This is a genomic window from Polaromonas sp. P4_F4 (assembly GCF_056401355.1).
The window spans coordinates 12,266-29,418 of sequence record NZ_JBFUJO010000026.1; the positions used below are offsets into that span (position 1 = coordinate 12,266).

The window sequence follows — 17,153 nt, forward strand, 5'->3', positions numbered from 1 at the left end:
TGCGTTCAAAACTGCGGGTTCAAGAACTGCACCGTATCACGATTTTTGCGTTCATGCACGTATTTGGGTATTCGCACGGGGCCGCTGTAACAGGCGGTTTTACGGGCTTGTTGACTCCCGCCCCATCAGGCAGGATTGGGCAGGATTGGCGCAGCCGGCCGCCAGGTGTTTCAGGCTGGCCCGCCGATGGCAGGCTTGCGCAGCAACGTGAGTGCCAGCGCGGCAGAGGCGAGCATCAGAAACAGGCTGACGGCGTTCAGGACCGGGGTAGCGCCTTCGCGCATGCGCCCATACATCATGACGGTGAGCGGCGCGTCCGAACCCACCAGCATCAGCGTGGTGTTGAAGTTCTCAAAAGACATCAAAAACGAAATGGCCGCGGCGCCCACCAGGGCCGGTTTGAGCGCCGGCAGCGTGATGGTGGCAAAAACCGCTGCGCGCGAGGCGCCGAGGTTGTAGGCAGCTTCTTCCAGGGTGATGTCGAAGCGTTTGAGGCGCGCCGTGATGATGAGGGTGGCAATGGACACGATGTACGAAAACTGGCCGAGCACCACCAGCGGCAGGCCGGGGCGCAGAAAATCAAGCTCAAGGCCCCACATGTCGTCTGCAAATTGCGCCATCCGGCTGGCAAAGGCCAGTATCGAGATGCCCAGAATCACGCCCGGAATCACCAGCGGGGCCAGCATCAGCAAAGACAGGGCCTGCTTGCCCGGAAACCGGCTGCGCTCAATCAAAAAGGCGTTGGTGGTACCCACCAGAACCGCCAGCAGCGTGACCCAGCTCGCCACCACCACGCTGGTCCAGAGGCTGGCCAGCAGCGGCCCGTCCGAAAACAGCCCGGTGCGGCCGGCCTTGCTGCCAAAAAACCAGTCCAGCGTGAAGCTGCGCCAGGGTGGGGCGGGATAGGGCGCGTCGTTGAAGGCGAAAACCGCCACCACCGCCAGCGGCAGGAACAGGAAGGCGAAAAAGGCCAGGGCATACACCACCGTGCCGGCGCGCAGCCAGGCTGGGCGGGGCAGGGAGGCGATCATTCGATGGTCCTCCTTCGCGACGCGGACCCGCCATGCAGGCGCACGCCGTCACAGGCAAGTGACATCGCGGAACCGGCTTTGCCGGGCCGCAGGTGTCGCCCCCTGCAAGGGGGGAGGCGGCTACACGAAGTGAGTCCGCAACGGGGGTGTGTCATGTCACAGCGCGGAACCGGCTTTGCCGGGCCGCAGCTGTTGCCCCCTGCAAGGGGGGAGGAGGCTACACGAAGTGAGCAAGCCTGGGGGTGTGTCATGTCTTCCTCATCACTTCACCGAATTTCTGGCCCGTGAGCTTCAGGCCCAGCCAGACGATGGCGGTGGACAACCCCAGCAGCAAAAAGCCGAAGGCCGCACCCTGTTCCCAGTTGAAACGGGTAATGAACTGGGTGTAAATCTGCTCGGTAAACCATAGCGAGTTTTTGCCGCCCAGCAAGGTGGGCGTGAGGTAGTTGCCCAGGGTCAGCATGAAGACCACGATGCAGCCGGCCAGAATTCCGGGCGCCGCGTGCGGAATCACGATTTGGCGCAGGATGGAGGGGCCGGTGCCTCCCAGATCGTAGGCCGCTTCAATCAGGGTGTCGTCCAGGCTTTCCAGGGCGCTGATCAGCGGCACCACCATGAACAGCATGGAGGTGTACACCAGGCCCACCAGGATGGTGGCGTCCCGGTAAAGCATTTCCACTGGGGTTGCCGTGAGGCCGAGCTGCACCAGCAGGGCGGGCAGCACGCCGGACTCGCGCAGCAGGATCATCCACCCCAAGGTGCGCACGGTTTCGCTGACCCAGAAGGGGATCAGGCACAGCACCAGCAGCAAGGACTTGGCGCGGCCGCGCACCAGCTTGGCAATGGTCCAGGCCACCGGAAAGGCCAGCAGCAGCGTGATCAGTGTGGCCAGGATGGACATGACGGCTGTCCGCACAAAGGTGTGCCAGTACAGCGGTTCTTCAATGAAGGTGCGGTACTGGGCGATGCTGGGCGTGTACTGCCGCGGCGCGATGCGCTCGCGCAGCGACAGCACCGCCAGATCGATGTGCGGCAGCACAATCAGGCCCACCAGCCAGATCAGCGCAGGCGCCAGCAACAGGAAAAGGATAAGCCGGGCCTGCGTTGAGGCCGGTGTTGTGCCAATTCCCGGGGCGGCAACCGCGGTTTGCATGAATCTCAGGCGCTCGCCGCCGCAAAACAGACGGCCTGCTGCGGGTCAAAGCTGAAGGCCACGGTTTCCCCGATGCGCAGGTCGGCAAAACGGCCGGTTTGCGGCAGCGCAATGCGGAACCCGGTGCGGGTGGTCGCCTCGCTCAGCAGTACGGCCGAGTTGGCGCCGTCAAACAGCAGGCTTTCAACCTGGCCCGCATGCGTGGGGTGACTTGCCGGCAGCTCGCCGGCGTCGCGCGCCAGGCTGACGGCCTCAGGGCGCACAAAGGCTTCAATCGCCTGGCCGGTGCCAATAGTGCCCACGGCGCGGGCGCGCATTGCCAGGCCCTGCCCGGACATGAAGGTCACAAGGCCCTCCGGCCCCGCATCTACCTGCGTGGCTCGGCCCGCAATTTTGTTGTTGGCACCCACAAAGCCCGCCACAAAAGGCGTTTGGGGCTGGTAATAAAGCTGCTGTGGTGTCCCCAGCTGCTCGAAACTGCCGGCGTTCATCACCGCGACATGGTCGGACAACACCAGCGCTTCCGACTGGTCGTGCGTGATGTAGACAAAGGTGGTGCCGAAGTCCGCCTGCAGCTGCTTGAGCTCGACCTTCATGTGCTCGCGCAGTTTGAGGTCCAGCGCGCCCAGCGGTTCATCCAGCAGCAGCAAGGTGGGTTCCAGCACCAGGCTGCGGGCAATCGCCACGCGTTGCCGTTGCCCGCCGGAGAGCTGGTCGACGCGTTTGTCCTGCATGCCCGGAAGGCTCACACGCTCCAGCATGGCGCCCACCTTTTTGGCAATGTCGGCACGGGACAAGCCGCGCCGCGCCAGGCCGTAGCCGACGTTTTCACCCACCGACATCATGGGAAACAGGGCCAGGTGCTGAAACACCATGTTGACCGGCCGCTGGTTGGGTGGCACGCCATTCATGGGCTTGCCGCCGATGTGGATCTGGCCTGTGTCGGGCGCCAGGAAACCGGCAATCATGCGCAGCAGGGTGGTTTTTCCGCAGCCCGATGGGCCGAGGATGGAAAAAAAGCTGCCGCGCTCGACCGTCAGGGACAAGTCCTTGACGGCGAGCTGGCCGCCGTAGTGCTTACCGACGTGATCGGCTTGAAGGTCTGCGTGCACCGGTGACGTGCCTGCTTTGGTCATCTACTGTGCTCGCCAGCGGATGGCTGCTTGCCACATGACGGACGAAAGGCCAGGGAAACCGCGGAACCGGCTTTGCCGGGCCGCTGGTTTCGTCCCCCCTGGGGGAAGGCGCGAAGCGACTCAGGGGGCTACTCAATTGGCGGCCTTGATGCGGTCCAGCACACGGCCTTCAATGTCTTCGATGCCGGCGGGAACGGCCGGATACCATTTGACGTTCTTCAGGGCGGCTTCCGGGAAGCTGGCGGCGAACTGGGCCTTGAGCTTGGCGTCCATTAGCTGGTCAGCGCCTTTGGCGGCGGTGAAGTTGCCGGCGGAGCTCGCCACCTTGGCGGCGATTTCCGGGCGCATGTTGAAGTTGATCCAGGCATACGCGGCAGCGTCATTGCGGCCTTTGGCGGGGATGGCAAAGGTGTCTATCCAGCCGAGTGCGCCCGACTTGGGGGCGATGTACTGGATTTCGGGCTTTTCACTGTTGAGCTTCCAGCCGCCGGTGTCCCACATCATGGCTCCCACTACTTCGCCGGTGCGCATGCCGTTGAGCAGCTGGTCCTTGTTGTCCCAGTAAAACTTGATGTTGCTCTTGCAGGCGATCATGGTCTTGCCGACTTCGTCCATCAGCGCGCCATAGGCTTTGGGATCGTTATACAGTGCAAACGGATCCTTGCCGGAGGCAAAGGCGAATGCCAGCAGGGTGGGCCGCTTGAGGCGGACGGCGGTCTTTCCCTTGACATCGGCTTTGCACAAATCGGGGTAGTCGCTCATCTTCGCCAACTGGGTGTTGACCACCAGGCCGTCGGTACCCCAGATGTGCGGCAGGCCATAGACCTTGCCGGCCAGCGTGGTGTTCTTCTTGGTGGCGTCGAGCATGGCAGGAATGAACAGCTCGGACTTGATCTTGCTCAGGTCCATGGGTTTGTAAATGCCAAACTCCTGCTGCGGGCCGGTGATGCGGTCCTGTGAGGGCTGGGCCAGGTCAAAACCCGCACCGCCGGTGGCGCGCAATTTGGAGATCATCTCCTCGTTGTTCGACAGGGTGAGCTCGACGTCAATTCCTGTTTCCTTTTTGAACTGCGCCACAACATCGGCCGGCACGTAGTCCGCCCAGGTAATCAGCCGCAGTTTCTGATCCTGAGCCCAAGCCGTATTGGCCAGGCTGGAAGCAAGCAGACCGGCCCCCATCATGAGGCGCATCAGGCGAGATAATTTCATGGGATTTTCCTGGTTGATGACATGGTGATGTGACGCGAAGGGATCGCAGCAAAGCCCGGAAATGCATGAGCATGCGAAAAAAGCATAGCCTGTACCGGTTTCATTTCTGTGTCAATATCATCTGCACTGATAGCGCGCTTCTCCTTTTTTCACGCCACCCCCGCAATGACCTTCTGGATTGACACACACTGCCACCTCGATGCCGGGGAGTTCTCGCCAGATGTGGCCGCAGTTCGTGCGCGGGCTACCGCCAGGCAGGTCGCGCATTGCGTGCTGCCGGCCGTGGCGGTCAGCAACTTCGCGGCAGTGCGCTTGCTGGCACATGAGTTTTCGGACAGTTACGCATTGGGCATACATCCGCTTTGTGTGCCGGAGGCACAAGAGGCCGACCTGCTGGCGCTGGATGCGGAGCTGACCCTCAGAAAGTGCGACCCGCGCCTGGTGGCGGTGGGTGAGATAGGGCTTGACTATTTTGTGCCCGCATTGACGCAAAGCCCCATGCGCGAGCGCCAGGAATATTTCTACCGCGAGCAGCTCAAGCTGGCGCGCAAGCACGGCTTGCCGGTCATCCTGCATGTGCGGCGATCGGCCGACAAGCTGCTCAAACATTTGCGTGAGCTGGTGCCCCATCACCCGGAGCACCCGGAGCACCCGGAGGACGGCTGGCGCGGCATTGCCCATGCCTTTAACGGCAGCGAACAGCAGGCGATGGAGTTCGTCAAGCTGGGTTTCAAGCTGGGCTTTGGCGGTGCCGTCACGTTTGAGCCCGCCCGGCAGCTCAGGCGCCTGGCCGCCCAGTTGCCGCTGGAGGTGCTGGTGATGGAAACCGATTCACCCGACATTCCACCGCACTGGCTTTACACCACGGCAGCGCAGCGTGCGGCCGGGCAGGGCCAGGGCCGCAATGAGCCGGGCGAGTTGCCCCGCATTGCTGAGCAAGTGGCGAGTCTGCGCGGCATCTCGGCCGAAGCGTTGGCCAGCGCCACCAGCGCCAACGCGCTAGAGGCGCTGCCCCGGCTCAAGGCGCTCGTGTCGTGAACAATGTGGTGAGTAATGTCGTGAGTCATGACGGGAGTAATGACGGGAGGACCGCCGTGCTGACCGGCTTGCCGCCGCTCGTCTGCAGCCAGACGCGCCTCTTGATCCTTGGCAGTTTCCCAGGCGCTGCGTCTTTGGCCGCCCAGCAGTACTACGGGCATCCGCAAAACCATTTCTGGAAGATTTTGCAAACCATTTGGCCTGATGGCCCAATAGGAACGGGGGTAGATAGCTATCAGATTCGTAGCGAATGGCTGCTGTCGAAGCGACTTGGGGTCTGGGACGTGTACGCGGCGTGTGAACGCGACGGCAGCCTGGACAGCAAGATCCGCAATGCCGTGGTGAACGATTTTGCAGCCGTCAGGCAGCTCTGCCCGGAATTGCGGGCCGTCGCCCACAACGGAGGCGAAAGCTTCAAGCATTCAAAATACGTGATGGTTGCCTTGAGCGCCGCCGGGCCGCCCCAAGGCGCGAAGGCCCCCTCGGGGGGCAGCGAGGACACGCCAGTGATGAGCGTGGGGGCGACATTCGTCGCCGGGCCGCCCCAAGGCGCGAAGGCCCCCTCTGGGGGCAGCGCAGCACACGGAGTGGCAAGCGTGGGGGTTCAGTTTCACCGCTTGCCTTCCACCAGCCCGGCCAATGCGTCCTGGTCTTTTGAGCGCAAACTTAGCTCCTGGCGCGAAGTCTTTGAAAAACACGAATTGATCTGATGGCGAAAAAAATTACCGAGAACACCACCCTGGAGTTGCCAGAGGTCAATTTCTCCGACTTTGGCGATGTGCGCTTTCTGCATCTGGGTACTGAATGGGTGCAGGGCTCCATGCTGCGCGATGCGCCCTATGACATTGAGCTGGAGTATGTGCAGCGCATGATGGCGGGGCTGCTGTTCATGGACGCTACGGCCGTGTCAAAAATGCATGCGATGCAGCTCGGTCTGGGCTCGGCGGCGCTGACCAAGTTCTGCTACAAAAAGCTGCGCATGAAAACCACGGCCATCGAGATCAACCCGCAGGTGATCACCGCTTGCCGGCTCTGGTTCAAATTGCCGCGCGACGACCTCAGGCTGCATGTCATCGAGGCCGATGCCGCCAAAGAAATCCGGAACCCGCAGCATCAGGGGAGTGTTGATCTCCTGCATGTCGACCTGTACGACCACGAAGCGGCGGCGCCGGTGCTGGACAGTGCTGATTTTTACGCTGATTGCCGGCGCCTTCTCAGTGATGAGGGGGTGATGACAGTAAACCTCTTTGGCCGGGATTCGAGCTATGTGCACTCGCTGACCAAGATAGCCGAGGCCTTCGGCCCGGAGGCGGTCTGGGCCTTCCGGCCGACGCGGGAGGGCAACACGGTCGTGATGGCCCAGCGCGAGCCCACGCGCCCTGACCGGGCCGAACTCCTGCTGCAGGCGGGCGTCATTGAATCACGTTGGGACCTGCCCGCCAAAAAGTGGCTGCGGCTTTTCAAGCCGGTGACCTGATGCCGGACGCGGACGGGGGTGTCAATCGCCGGAGTGGATCGGGTACAGTGCCATCCATGAGCGCCGTGATACCTCCCCCACGCCCCACTTCCTTGCCGGACTCTCAGGGTAAAAAAGTCCACGCCGGCCCGCTCGACTGGCGCAAGCTGGTCGAGTGGCTCAGCGAAGATGGCGTCATCAGCAGCACCGAGGCGCAGCGCACCATTGCCCGCTGCTCGCAGGTGCAGAGCGCCCAAAATCCCCTGGTCCGGCTGGCCAGCGTCGCCATGGTGCGCGTGGCCGACGGCAAGCCGCTGGACATCGAAACCATTGCGCAGTGGCTGGCCGACCGTGCCGGCCTCCATTACCTGAGGATTGACCCGCTCAAGGTGGATGTGGGCAAGGTGGCCGACACCATGTCTGCGGTGTATGCCGAGCGGCACAAGGTGTTGCCGGTCCAGGTGACTCCCCGGGAGGTGGTGATCGCCACATCCGAGCCCTTTGTCACGGACTGGGTGTCGGAGGTCGAGCGCCAGGCCAAGCGCAGCGTGCGCCTGGTGGTGGCCAATCCGCAGGAAATTGCCAAATACACGGCCGAGTTTTTTGCGCTGGCCAAATCCGTCCGTGCGGCGCTCAAGTCTGGCGGCACCTCGGGCTCGGCCAGCTTTGAGCAGCTGGTGGAGCTGAACAAGAGCAACAAGCAGCTCGATGCAAACGACCAGGGTGTGGTGCAGGTGGTGGACTGGCTCTGGCAATATGCTTTTGACCAGCGCGCCAGTGACATCCATCTGGAGCCGCGGCGCGAGCAGGGCGTGATCCGTTTCCGGATTGACGGGGTGCTGCACCCGGTCTACCAGTTGCCCATGGGCGTGCACAACGCCATGACAGCGCGCATCAAACTGCTGGGTCGTATGGATGTGGTTGAAAAGCGACGCCCGCAGGACGGCCGCATCAAAACCCGCAACCCGCGCGGCGACGAAATTGAAATGCGCCTGTCAACCCTGCCCACGGCCTTCGGCGAGAAGATGGTGATGCGGATTTTTGACCCGGACACCACGGTCAAGGACCTGGACGCGCTGGGCTTTTCGCAACATGACGCGGAGCGCTGGGAGCTGCTGCTCAAGCGGCCCTACGGCATTGTCCTGGTGACCGGGCCGACCGGTTCCGGCAAGACCACCACGCTGTACTCCACGCTCAAGCGCCTGGCCACTGAAGAGGTCAATGTCAGCACGATTGAAGACCCGATCGAGATGATCGAGCCGGCGTTCAACCAGACGCAGGTGCAGGCGCACCTGGATTTTGATTTCCCCGAAGGACTCCGCGCCCTCATGCGGCAGGACCCGGACATCATCATGGTCGGCGAAATCCGCGACTTGCAGACTGCGGAAATGGCCGTGCAGGCCGCGCTGACGGGCCACCTGGTCTTCAGTACGCTGCACACCAACGACGCGCCCTCGGCGGTCTCGCGCCTGATGGAGCTGGGCGTGCCTGCCTACCTGATCAACGCCACGCTGCTGGGCGTGCTGGCGCAGCGGCTGGTGCGCACCCTGTGCGCGCAGTGCCGTGAAAAGGACGAGGGCAGCTCGCGTGAAGCGCTGGCGGAAGTCGTCAAGCCCTGGCAAATCAACGGGGGTTACCAGCCCTACAAGCCGGCGGGCTGCGTGGATTGCCGCATGACCGGCTTTCTGGGCCGGATGGGGCTGTACGAACTGCTGACGGTGACCGAAACCTTCAAGGACAAGGTCACCCGGGAGCCGAATATTGACGCGCTGCGGCGCCAGGCGGTGGCAGACGGCATGCGCCCGCTGCGGCTGGCGGGTGCGCTCAAGGTGGCGGAAGGGGTGACCACCATCGAGGAAATCCTCTCCACCACCCCGCCGATGTCCTGAGCCGGACCTGAGCGGGTGCCGCGCGCCCCAACCGGGTGCCTTGAGAACCTGTTTACGATCTAAACAGGGCCGCGCAAGCACCTTGTCGGGATGGGATGCAAGGCGCGGTGCGCCGCCCATAGCTTGGGCCTGTAGGTGAAAGCCACATGCCCGGCGGGGTTGATTGCATGCACAATCCGCAGGTTCAACTAATTTTCGAAGGAGACAAACCGTGAATATCAAGAGTCAAAAAGACTTCTTTTGCGGGCTTATGTTCATGGGCGTTGGGGTGGCGTTTGCATGGGGTGCGAGCACCTACAACGTCGGCACAGGCGCCCGCATGGGTCCAGGCTACTTTCCGCTGATGCTCGGTATTTTGCTGGCCCTCATGGGCGGCGTCGTGACGTTTACGGCGCTGGTCGTTGAAGCGGAAGGCGGTGACAAAATAGGCAAATGGGCCTGGAAGCCGCTGTTCTACATCATTGCCGCCAACCTCGTGTTCGGCCTTTTGCTGGCGGGCCTGCCCAGCATCAAGCTGCCGGCCTTCGGCATGATTGTCGCGATTTACGCCCTGACCTTTATTGCCAGCATGGCAGAAGCTGGCTGGAAGTTCAAAGCCACCTTCATCCTGGCGACTGTTTTGGCGGTCGGTAGCTACCTGGCTTTCGTCGTGGCGCTCAAGCTGCAGTTTCCGGTGTGGCCTGCCTTCATCACCGGCTAAGGAAAAAAAATGGATCTCATTGCAAATTTGTCGCTGGGCTTTGGCGTGGCATTCACGCCCATCAACCTGTTGTACGCGCTCGCTGGTTGTATTCTGGGTACGCTGATCGGTGTTCTGCCCGGCATCGGCCCCGTAGCCACCATCGCCATGCTGCTGCCCGCCACCTACGCCTTGCCGCCGGTGTCCGCGCTGATCATGCTGGCCGGTATTTATTACGGTGCCCAGTACGGTGGCTCGACCACCGCCATTCTGGTGAACCTGCCGGGCGAGTCTTCCTCGGTTGTGACCTGTATTGATGGGTATCAAATGGCCCGAAAAGGTCGAGCGGGGCCGGCGTTGGCTGCTGCCGGACTGGGTTCGTTCTTCGCCGGTTGCGTGGGTACGCTGATTCTCGCGGCCTTTGCACCGCCGCTGACCGAACTGGCTTTCAAGTTTGGCCCTGCAGAGTATTTCTCTTTGATGGTGCTGGGCCTGATTGGTGCTGTGGTGCTGGCATCGGGTTCGCTGCTCAAGGCGGTGGCCATGATTGTGCTGGGCCTGTTGCTCGGCCTTGTGGGTACCGACGTGAATTCGGGCGTGGCCCGCTTCAGCTTTGACATTCCCGAGTTGACCGACGGCATTGGTTTTGTCGTGATTGCCATGGGTGTGTTTGGCTACGGCGAAATCATCAGCAACCTCGCGCAGCCCGAGCATGAGCGCGAAGTGTTCACCGCCAAGGTTTCGGGCCTGATGCCGACGAAACAGGATTTCAAGGACATGGTGCCGGCCGTGCTGCGCGGCACTTTCCTGGGTTCTTCATTGGGTATTTTGCCCGGTGGTGGCGCCTTGCTGGCTGCGTTTGCAGCCTACGCGCTGGAAAAGAAAATGAAGATGAAGCCGGGCGAAGTTCCTTTCGGCCAAGGCAACATCCGCGGCGTGGCCGCACCTGAATCTGCCAACAATGCCGGTGCACAGACGTCGTTTATTCCGCTGCTGACCCTGGGTATTCCACCAAACGCCGTGATGGCGCTGATGGTGGGTGCCATGACGATTCACAACATTCAGCCGGGCCCGCAGGTCATGACCAGCAATCCGGAGCTGTTCTGGGGCCTGATTGCCTCGATGTGGATCGGCAACGCGATGCTGATCATCCTGAACCTGCCGCTGATCGGCATGTGGATCAAGCTGCTGAGCGTGCCTTACCGCTACCTGTTCCCGGCGATTGTGCTGTTCTGTGCGATTGGTGTGTACTCCACCAACAACAACACTTTTGATATCTGGACGGTGGGCATTTTTGGCGTGATCGGCTACATCTTCGTCAAGCTGGGCGCAGAACCCGCGCCGTTGCTGCTGGGTTTTATCCTGGGCCCCATGATGGAAGAGAACCTGCGCCGTGCGCTGCTGCTGTCCCGGGGTGACTGGAGCGTGTTTGTCACGCGTCCGCTGTCAGCTGGCTTGTTGGCCGCCGGGGCGCTGCTGCTGGTGATCGTGTTGCTGCCGGCGGTGAAAAACAAACGCGAAGAAGCGTTCCACGAAGAAGACTGATTGCCGTAGTCATCTTTCAAGCAAACGGCGCCTGCGGGCGCCGTTTTTTTTGGGGGGGAACTTGTACCTGGCCTGTAACTACTCTGAGCCACAATGGGGATGAAAAGGTCATCATGCAACTGAACCATCACCTGCAGCAGCATCCGCAAAGAACGGCGCTGCACAACGAAATCCATGCCCGCCCGCCCGAGGCGATGAGCATCCCCCTGGCCATCTCGCATGTGGTGATGGTGTGTGACGCTGCACAGCGTGAGGCCAGCCGCGCCCATGTGGCCACCTTGCTGCGCGACCATCATTTGCCCCAGCCTGACCTGGGGTCCACCCACATTCGCATGGAGGTGGGGCCGTTTCGCATCCGCTGGGAGCTGCACACCGAGTTTGTCTCGTGGACCTTCATGCACCCGATCGAGCTCGATGACTTCGACGAGCGCGAGCCCGCAGCCGCCATCGCCGTCGTGCCGCAGGACTGGCTCGCCGGCTTGCCCGGCCAATGCCTCGCGGCCTTGCACCTGTGGGCTTTGCCCATGCACAGCCTGGGCGCTTCGACCCTGTCTCGGCGGGTGTTGCAGGAAGACACCCTGATCGGCTCTTCGGTGGCTGATGGCAACGGCGAGGTCTATACCGATCTGAGCATTCATGCCGATGGTTTTTCCCGCATCGTGGTGCTGGCCGGCAGCCTGTCGCCGCGCCGGCTGGGCCGGCTGGTGCAGCGCCTCATCGAGATTGAAACCTACCGCATGGCCGCGCTGCTGGGTCTGCCGGCGGCCCGCGAGGCCTACAGTGTGCTGGCCTATGCCGAGCGCGAACTGGCCGAACTGGCGCAGTCGATTCGCAGCGCCACGCCCAACGACGAACCCTTGCTGCTGGATCGCCTGACCAAACTGGCCGGCCAGGTGGAAAGCCAGCATGCGGCCACCCACTCGCGGTTTTCGGCCAGCGCGGCGTATTTCGAGCTGGTGGACAAGCGCATTGACGACATTGCCGAGGCCCGGCTGCCAGGCCTGCAGAGCATCCGTGAATTCATGGACCGCCGCCTCACCCCGGCACGCAGCACCTGCGAGTGGGCCGCGCGCCGCCAGGACGCCTTGTCGCAGCGGGTTTCACGCATCAGCAACCTGCTGCGCACCCGGGTCGAAATTGACCAGCAGCAAAGCAGCCAGGCGCTGCTGGCCACCATGAACCAGCGCCAGGGTGTGCAGCTCAAGCTGCAGACCGCGGTCGAGGGCCTGTCCGTGGCCGCCATCACCTATTACACCGTCGGCCTCATTGCCTACATGGCCAAGGGAGCGCATGCACTGGGCTGGCCGTGGAGCGGCGAAAGCACGGCCGCACTGGCCATACCGCTGGTGGCCGCGGCTGTGTGGTGGTCCATGCGCAAGCTGCACCGGAAAATTGTGGAACAGCACCCCGGCGAAGCTTAAAAGCCTTCTGCCCCTGCCGGTTGCCGCCTGGCGCAAACCTTTGCCCGCTGCGGCGCAACCCAGTTCCAACCGCTTCCGTTCGCCAGTGCCGTGCCCGGCCGGAGGTGCCATGGACGACGCCTCTGGGCTTTTTTTGTCAGACTGGTGATTCACCGTCGCGGCAACTTCGCACGCCTATCCCTGAAGGCACTCTTTCGTGGGCACGTGAGGTGTACCAGGCAGTGCCGCCATCCTGTTTCAAACCCTGATAATCCCGTGATGGACTTCAACTTCAGCAACCCCTACACCTCGACCCGTATTCCCCTGTTTGCGCGCAATGTGGTTTCCACGTCCCATCCGCTGGGCGCGCAGGCCGGCCTGCGCATGCTGCTCAAGGGTGGCAATGCGGTGGATGCAGCCATTGCGGCCGCCGCCGCCATGGCCATCGTGGAGCCGGTCAGCAACGGCTTGGGGAGCGATTCTTTCTGCATCCTGTGGGACGGCAAGGAAATGCATGGCCTGAACGCCTCGGGCCGCGCGCCGCAGAGCTGGACGCCCGAGTACTTCAAGCGCAAATACGGTGACAGCGCCACCACGCCACCCAAGCGCGGGATGGATTCCGTCAGCGTGCCCGGCGCCGTGGCGAGCTGGGTTGCCCTGAGTGAGCGTTTTGGCAAGCTGCCGTTCGCCGACCTGATGGAGCCTGCCATTGAAATCGCCGAGCGCGGCTATCTTCTGTCGCCGGTGGTGCAGCAAAAGTGGGCGGCCGCTACGGCCGAGTTGCAGTCGCAGCCCGGATTTGCGGGTGCCTTCCTGCCCTGGGGCCGGGCGCCCAAGGTGGGCGAGCTGTTTCAGTTCAAGGCGGCCGCCAAAGCCCTGCGGGCCATCGCCCAGACCCGGGGCGCCGCGTATTACGGCGGTGAAATTGCCCACGCCATTGAAAAGTTCTCCGCGCAAAACGGGGGCAGCATCACGGCGAAAGATTTTGAAGCCTACCAGCCTGAATGGGTGCAGCCCATCGCCAAGGACTACCGCGGCTACACCCTGCACGAGATTCCCCCCAACGGGCAAGGCATTGCGGCCCTGATTGCGCTGGGCATCCTGGACAAGTTCGACGTCGCCGGCCTGCCCGTCGATGGTGTGGATTCGCAGCATCTGCAGATTGAAGCCATGAAGCTGGCATTTGCCGACGTGTACCGGTATGTGGCCGAGCCGTCGTCAATGGAGGTGACGGCCGCGCAAATGCTCGATGACGCCTACCTGGCATCCCGTGCCAAACTCATCGACATGAAACAGGCACAGGACTTTGGCGCTGGCAATCCGGTCAAGGGCGGCACGATTTACCTCACCGCCGCCGACGAAGACGGCATGATGGTGAGCTTCATCCAGAGCAACTACATGGGCTTTGGCTCGGGCTGTGTCGAGCCTGAATTTGGCATCAGCCTGCAAAACCGCGGCCATGGTTTCAGCGTGCAGGCCGGCGCCAACCAGGTCGCCCCCGGCAAGCGGCCCTTTCACACCATCATCCCGGCCTTCCTCAGCAAAGGCGGCCAGCCCGTCATGAGCTTCGGCGTGATGGGCGCCAACATGCAGCCGCAGGGCCACCTGCAGACACTGGTGCGCATGCTGGACTACAGGCAGAGCCCGCAGGTGGCCTGCGATGCGCCGCGCTGGCGCTACAACGCGGGCCTTGAAATCAACGTCGAAGCCGCCATGGACCCAACGACCGTCCAGGGGCTGGCCGGGCGCGGCCACCGGGTGGAGGTCATCAACGACTCCTACCAGGACTTCGGCGCCGGCCAGTTCATCTGGCGCGCCGGCAACCCCAAAGTGGAAGGCTATGTGTCGGCGAGCGACGCCCGGCGCGATGGCCAGGCTGTGGGTTTTTAAAAGCGCATCTTGAGCGATATTTCAGCGTCAAAAACGCCTGTAACCCAGGAAGAACGAGCGCAGCAGGCTGCAAAAAGCATAGCGTCAGGCTTGCTGCTCGCCATCTTCGGCGCGATTGCCTTCAGCGGCAAGGCCATCATCGTCAAGCTCGCCTACCGCTACGGCGTGGATGCGGTCACGCTGATCATGTACCGCATGCTGTTTGCGCTGCCGATCTTTGCCGTCATGGCCTGGTGGGCCACCTATCGGCAAGGCGGTGGCGGCAAGGCGCCACTCACGCGCAAGGACTGGCTGGGAGTGCTCGGGCTGGGATTCACCGGCTACTACCTGGCGAGTTTTCTGGACTTTGCCGGCCTGGCCTACGTTACCGCGTCGCTGGAGCGGCTGATTCTTTACCTCAATCCCACCCTGGTCCTGCTGCTGGGCCTGGTCATGTACCAGCGCCGTGTGGCGGCCGGGCAGCTCATCGGCATGGCGATCAGCTACAGCGGCGTGGTGCTGGTGTTTGGCCACGAGATCACCTTGCAGGGTGCGGACGCCGCCTGGGGCGCGCTGCTGGTTTTCCTGAGCGCCGTCAGCTACGCGGTCTACCTGGTTTACAGCGGCGAGCTGGTCAGGCGCCTGGGCGCCCTGCGGCTGGTCGGGCTGGCGACCACCGTGGCCTGCCTGTTATGCCTGCTGCAGTTTGCGGTGCTCAGGCCTATGAGCGCTGCCGTGGTGGCGCCCCAGGTGATCTGGCTGTCGCTGCTCAATGCCACCCTGTGCACGGCCGTGCCGGTGCTGATGGTGATGATGGCGATAGAACGCATTGGCGCCAGCATGGCGGCGCAGACCGGCATGGTGGGGCCCATGTCCACCATCCTGATGGGCGTGCTGATTTTGGGCGAACCCTTCACCGCCTGGGTGGCGGCGGGCACGGTGCTGGTGATTGCCGGCATTTTTGTCTTTTCCCGGGCGGCCAGGACCTGATCTCCCTCTGTCCGCATATTGGACGTAACTCAGTATCATGGGCCACTCACTGTTTCGCCAGTAACTTTCTAAGCAAGGAACGACTATGGATTTGGGTATTGCAGGCAAATGGGCGCTGGTGTGCGGCGCCAGCAAGGGTCTGGGCTTCGGCTGTGCGCAAGCTCTGGTGCATGAGGGCGTGAACGTGCTCATCGTGGCACGCGGCGCCGAGGCGCTGGAAGCAGCTGCTGACAAATTAATAGCTGACAACACCCGCCACGACAGCCCTGATGTGCAATTTATTGCCGCGGATATCACCACGCCCGAAGGCCGCGCCGCGGTTTTTGCGGTGCGCAAGGATTTCGATATCGTGGTCACCAATGCCGGCGGTCCGCCACCGGGTGACTTCCGCGACTGGGACCGCGACGCCTGGATCAAGGCGGTGGATGCCAACATGCTGACCCCGATCGAATTGATCAAGGCCACGGTGGACGGCATGGCGGCGCGCGGTTTTGGCCGCATCGTCAACATCACCTCCAGCGCCGTCAAGTCGCCCATCGATATCCTGGGCTTGTCCAACGGCGCCCGCAGCGGCCTGACCGGCTTTGTCGCCGGCGTGGCGCGCAGCAAGCTGGCAGGGCAGGGCGTGACCATCAACAACCTGCTGCCCGGTGCATTTGACACGGACCGGCTCCGGGGAACGATGAGCGGCGCGGCGCAGAAGACCGGCCAGCCCCTGGAAGCCATCATGGACTCGCGCCGCAAGAGCATTCCAGCCCAGCGTTTCGGAACATCCGAAGAGTTTGGGGCCATCTGCGCATTCCTGTGCAGCGTGCACGCGGGCTACATGACGGGTCAGAACGTGCTGGCCGACGGCGGTGCTTATCCGGGAACGTATTAAAAAAACGTACTGGGAACGTATTACAAACGGACGCGGCCCGCCGGCCCGCGGCGCGACGTCTGCGCCAGGCCACGCCTTGCGAATTCGTCCTACGCGCCCTTGTGTCAACTATCGCCTATGCTTGTCCGTTAGACAAGGCAGGCGTTGTTTCGCAGTATTGCAGGTGAGCAGCTAGCTGGAGCGTCGTCGGCCCGCATGTCTAATTCTTAAAAATGGAGATCCCATGAAATCCCTCAAACTTTCCCTGACGCTACTTGTTGCAACTTCCCTGCTGTGCGGTGGCGCATGGGCCGAAAAGCCGGAATGGGCAGGAGAAGGTGGCGGTAAAGGCCAAAAACATGAGAAGAAGAATCAAAAAGAAGGAAAAGGGTCGGGAGCAGTTGAGGGAACAGTTCAGGGCGCAGTGCAGGGATCGGGGCAGAAAAACCAGGTCACCCGAGCAGAGATTCGGGTCGGTGGTTTTTTTGCGGACCAGCAGCGCGTGGCGGTGCGTGAGTACTACGTCGGGCAAGCCAAAACCGGTCGGTGCCCACCGGGGTTGGCCAAGAAAAACAACGGCTGCATGCCCCCCGGCCAGGCCAAAAAATGGGCAATGGGCCAGCCTTTGCCGCGAGACGTCGTTTTCTACCCCGTGCCTCAGGCCGTGACGATACGCCTTGGCGTTCCTCCTTCCGGCTACAAGTATGTGCGGGTCGCGAGTGACATCCTGCTGATCGCCGTGGGCACCAGCATGGTGGTCGATGCCATCCAGGATCTCGGTTCGATGTGATGACCGCTGCGCGGGGTTCGGCGTCGACCCGGCCCCCGTGCTGGCCGCCGCACCTGCGCTGGTCGCGGTGACGGAGCGGCTTCCAACACACATGAAAACCCCATGGGGA

General features: G+C 62.5%; 15 protein-coding genes. 11 read left to right on the forward strand and 4 right to left on the reverse strand.

All coding sequences use genetic code 11. The annotated features are described in order from the left end of the window. Positions 1-170 precede the first annotated feature (170 nt). The 4 genes from AC1DUR_RS21515 to AC1DUR_RS21530 all read right to left on the reverse strand — a co-directional run bounded on the left by AC1DUR_RS21515 (position 171) and on the right by AC1DUR_RS21530 (position 4,529). The gene (locus AC1DUR_RS21515; protein ID WP_477718277.1) at positions 171-1,031 is read right to left on the reverse strand and encodes an ABC transporter permease; all 861 of its coding nucleotides are present in this window, start codon (positions 1,029-1,031) and stop codon (positions 171-173) included. 247 nt (positions 1,032-1,278) lie between these two features. Further along, complete coding sequence (locus AC1DUR_RS21520; protein WP_477718276.1) at positions 1,279-2,184, reverse strand: ABC transporter permease; 906 nt, start codon at positions 2,182-2,184, stop codon at positions 1,279-1,281. 5 nt (positions 2,185-2,189) lie between these two features. Beyond that, entirely contained in the window at positions 2,190-3,320 is a 1,131-nt protein-coding gene (locus AC1DUR_RS21525) for an ABC transporter ATP-binding protein (protein ID WP_477722143.1), read from the reverse strand. Positions 3,321-3,452: 132 nt separating this feature from the next. Continuing rightward, positions 3,453-4,529, reverse strand: coding sequence for an extracellular solute-binding protein (locus AC1DUR_RS21530; protein ID WP_477718274.1), 1,077 nt, complete (start codon positions 4,527-4,529; stop codon positions 3,453-3,455). A 165-nt stretch (positions 4,530-4,694) separates the two neighbouring features. Here AC1DUR_RS21530 and AC1DUR_RS21535 point away from each other — a divergent pair, with 165 nt between their 5' ends. The 11 genes from AC1DUR_RS21535 (at position 4,695) to AC1DUR_RS21585 (ending at position 17,044) form a co-directional block, all read left to right on the forward strand. Beyond that, positions 4,695-5,567 (forward strand): TatD family hydrolase, encoded by an 873-nt coding sequence (locus tag AC1DUR_RS21535; protein WP_477722144.1) that lies wholly within the window; start codon positions 4,695-4,697, stop codon positions 5,565-5,567. A 5-nt stretch (positions 5,568-5,572) separates the two neighbouring features. Further along, positions 5,573-6,277 carry a DNA-deoxyinosine glycosylase gene (locus AC1DUR_RS21540; protein WP_477722150.1) on the forward strand — a complete coding sequence of 235 codons (705 nt, stop codon included), beginning with the start codon at positions 5,573-5,575 and terminating at the stop codon, positions 6,275-6,277. Next, positions 6,277-7,044 (forward strand): class I SAM-dependent methyltransferase, encoded by a 768-nt coding sequence (locus tag AC1DUR_RS21545; protein WP_477722145.1) that lies wholly within the window; start codon positions 6,277-6,279, stop codon positions 7,042-7,044. Before AC1DUR_RS21540 ends, AC1DUR_RS21545 begins: the two co-directional genes overlap by 1 nt. A gap of 56 nt (positions 7,045-7,100) precedes the next feature. Next, complete coding sequence (gene tfpB / locus AC1DUR_RS21550; RefSeq protein ID WP_477722146.1) at positions 7,101-8,912, forward strand: type IV pilus assembly ATPase TfpB; 1,812 nt, start codon at positions 7,101-7,103, stop codon at positions 8,910-8,912. 211 nt (positions 8,913-9,123) lie between these two features. Beyond that, on the forward strand, positions 9,124-9,612 hold the full coding sequence (locus AC1DUR_RS21555; RefSeq protein ID WP_477718269.1) for a tripartite tricarboxylate transporter TctB family protein: 489 nt from the start codon (positions 9,124-9,126) through the stop codon (positions 9,610-9,612). A 9-nt stretch (positions 9,613-9,621) separates the two neighbouring features. Continuing rightward, a complete protein-coding gene (locus AC1DUR_RS21560) occupies positions 9,622-11,136 on the forward strand; it encodes a tripartite tricarboxylate transporter permease (RefSeq protein ID WP_477718268.1) in 1,515 nt (504 codons plus the stop codon). 113 nt (positions 11,137-11,249) lie between these two features. After that, positions 11,250-12,557 carry a DUF3422 family protein gene (locus AC1DUR_RS21565; protein WP_477722147.1) on the forward strand — a complete coding sequence of 436 codons (1,308 nt, stop codon included), beginning with the start codon at positions 11,250-11,252 and terminating at the stop codon, positions 12,555-12,557. Between the two features lie 258 nt (positions 12,558-12,815). After that, positions 12,816-14,426 (forward strand): gamma-glutamyltransferase family protein, encoded by a 1,611-nt coding sequence (locus tag AC1DUR_RS21570; protein WP_477722148.1) that lies wholly within the window; start codon positions 12,816-12,818, stop codon positions 14,424-14,426. A 9-nt stretch (positions 14,427-14,435) separates the two neighbouring features. After that, on the forward strand, positions 14,436-15,395 hold the full coding sequence (locus tag AC1DUR_RS21575; RefSeq protein WP_477718265.1) for a DMT family transporter: 960 nt from the start codon (positions 14,436-14,438) through the stop codon (positions 15,393-15,395). Between the two features lie 85 nt (positions 15,396-15,480). Continuing rightward, entirely contained in the window at positions 15,481-16,275 is a 795-nt protein-coding gene (locus AC1DUR_RS21580) for an SDR family oxidoreductase (protein ID WP_477718264.1), read from the forward strand. Positions 16,276-16,498: 223 nt separating this feature from the next. Then, complete coding sequence (locus tag AC1DUR_RS21585) at positions 16,499-17,044, forward strand: hypothetical protein (protein WP_477718263.1); 546 nt, start codon at positions 16,499-16,501, stop codon at positions 17,042-17,044. The last annotated feature ends 109 nt before the right edge of the window (positions 17,045-17,153 follow it).

What these genes read in the sequence shown, in the direction of transcription:
- AC1DUR_RS21515 (WP_477718277.1), bottom strand. Translation starts at nt 1,031, where the DNA reads ATGATCGCCTCCCTGCCCCGCCCAGCCTGGCTGCGCGCCGGCACGGTG.
- AC1DUR_RS21520 (WP_477718276.1), bottom strand. Translation starts at nt 2,184, where the DNA reads ATGCAAACCGCGGTTGCCGCCCCGGGAATTGGCACAACACCGGCCTCA.
- AC1DUR_RS21525 (WP_477722143.1), bottom strand. Translation starts at nt 3,320, where the DNA reads ATGACCAAAGCAGGCACGTCACCGGTGCACGCAGACCTTCAAGCCGAT.
- AC1DUR_RS21530 (WP_477718274.1), bottom strand. Translation starts at nt 4,529, where the DNA reads ATGAAATTATCTCGCCTGATGCGCCTCATGATGGGGGCCGGTCTGCTT.
- AC1DUR_RS21535 (WP_477722144.1), top strand. Translation starts at nt 4,695, where the DNA reads ATGACCTTCTGGATTGACACACACTGCCACCTCGATGCCGGGGAGTTC.
- AC1DUR_RS21545 (WP_477722145.1), top strand. Translation starts at nt 6,277, where the DNA reads ATGGCGAAAAAAATTACCGAGAACACCACCCTGGAGTTGCCAGAGGTC.
- tfpB (WP_477722146.1), top strand. Translation starts at nt 7,101, where the DNA reads ATGAGCGCCGTGATACCTCCCCCACGCCCCACTTCCTTGCCGGACTCT.
- AC1DUR_RS21560 (WP_477718268.1), top strand. Translation starts at nt 9,622, where the DNA reads ATGGATCTCATTGCAAATTTGTCGCTGGGCTTTGGCGTGGCATTCACG.
- AC1DUR_RS21565 (WP_477722147.1), top strand. Translation starts at nt 11,250, where the DNA reads ATGCAACTGAACCATCACCTGCAGCAGCATCCGCAAAGAACGGCGCTG.
- AC1DUR_RS21570 (WP_477722148.1), top strand. Translation starts at nt 12,816, where the DNA reads ATGGACTTCAACTTCAGCAACCCCTACACCTCGACCCGTATTCCCCTG.
- AC1DUR_RS21580 (WP_477718264.1), top strand. Translation starts at nt 15,481, where the DNA reads ATGGATTTGGGTATTGCAGGCAAATGGGCGCTGGTGTGCGGCGCCAGC.
- AC1DUR_RS21585 (WP_477718263.1), top strand. Translation starts at nt 16,499, where the DNA reads ATGAAATCCCTCAAACTTTCCCTGACGCTACTTGTTGCAACTTCCCTG.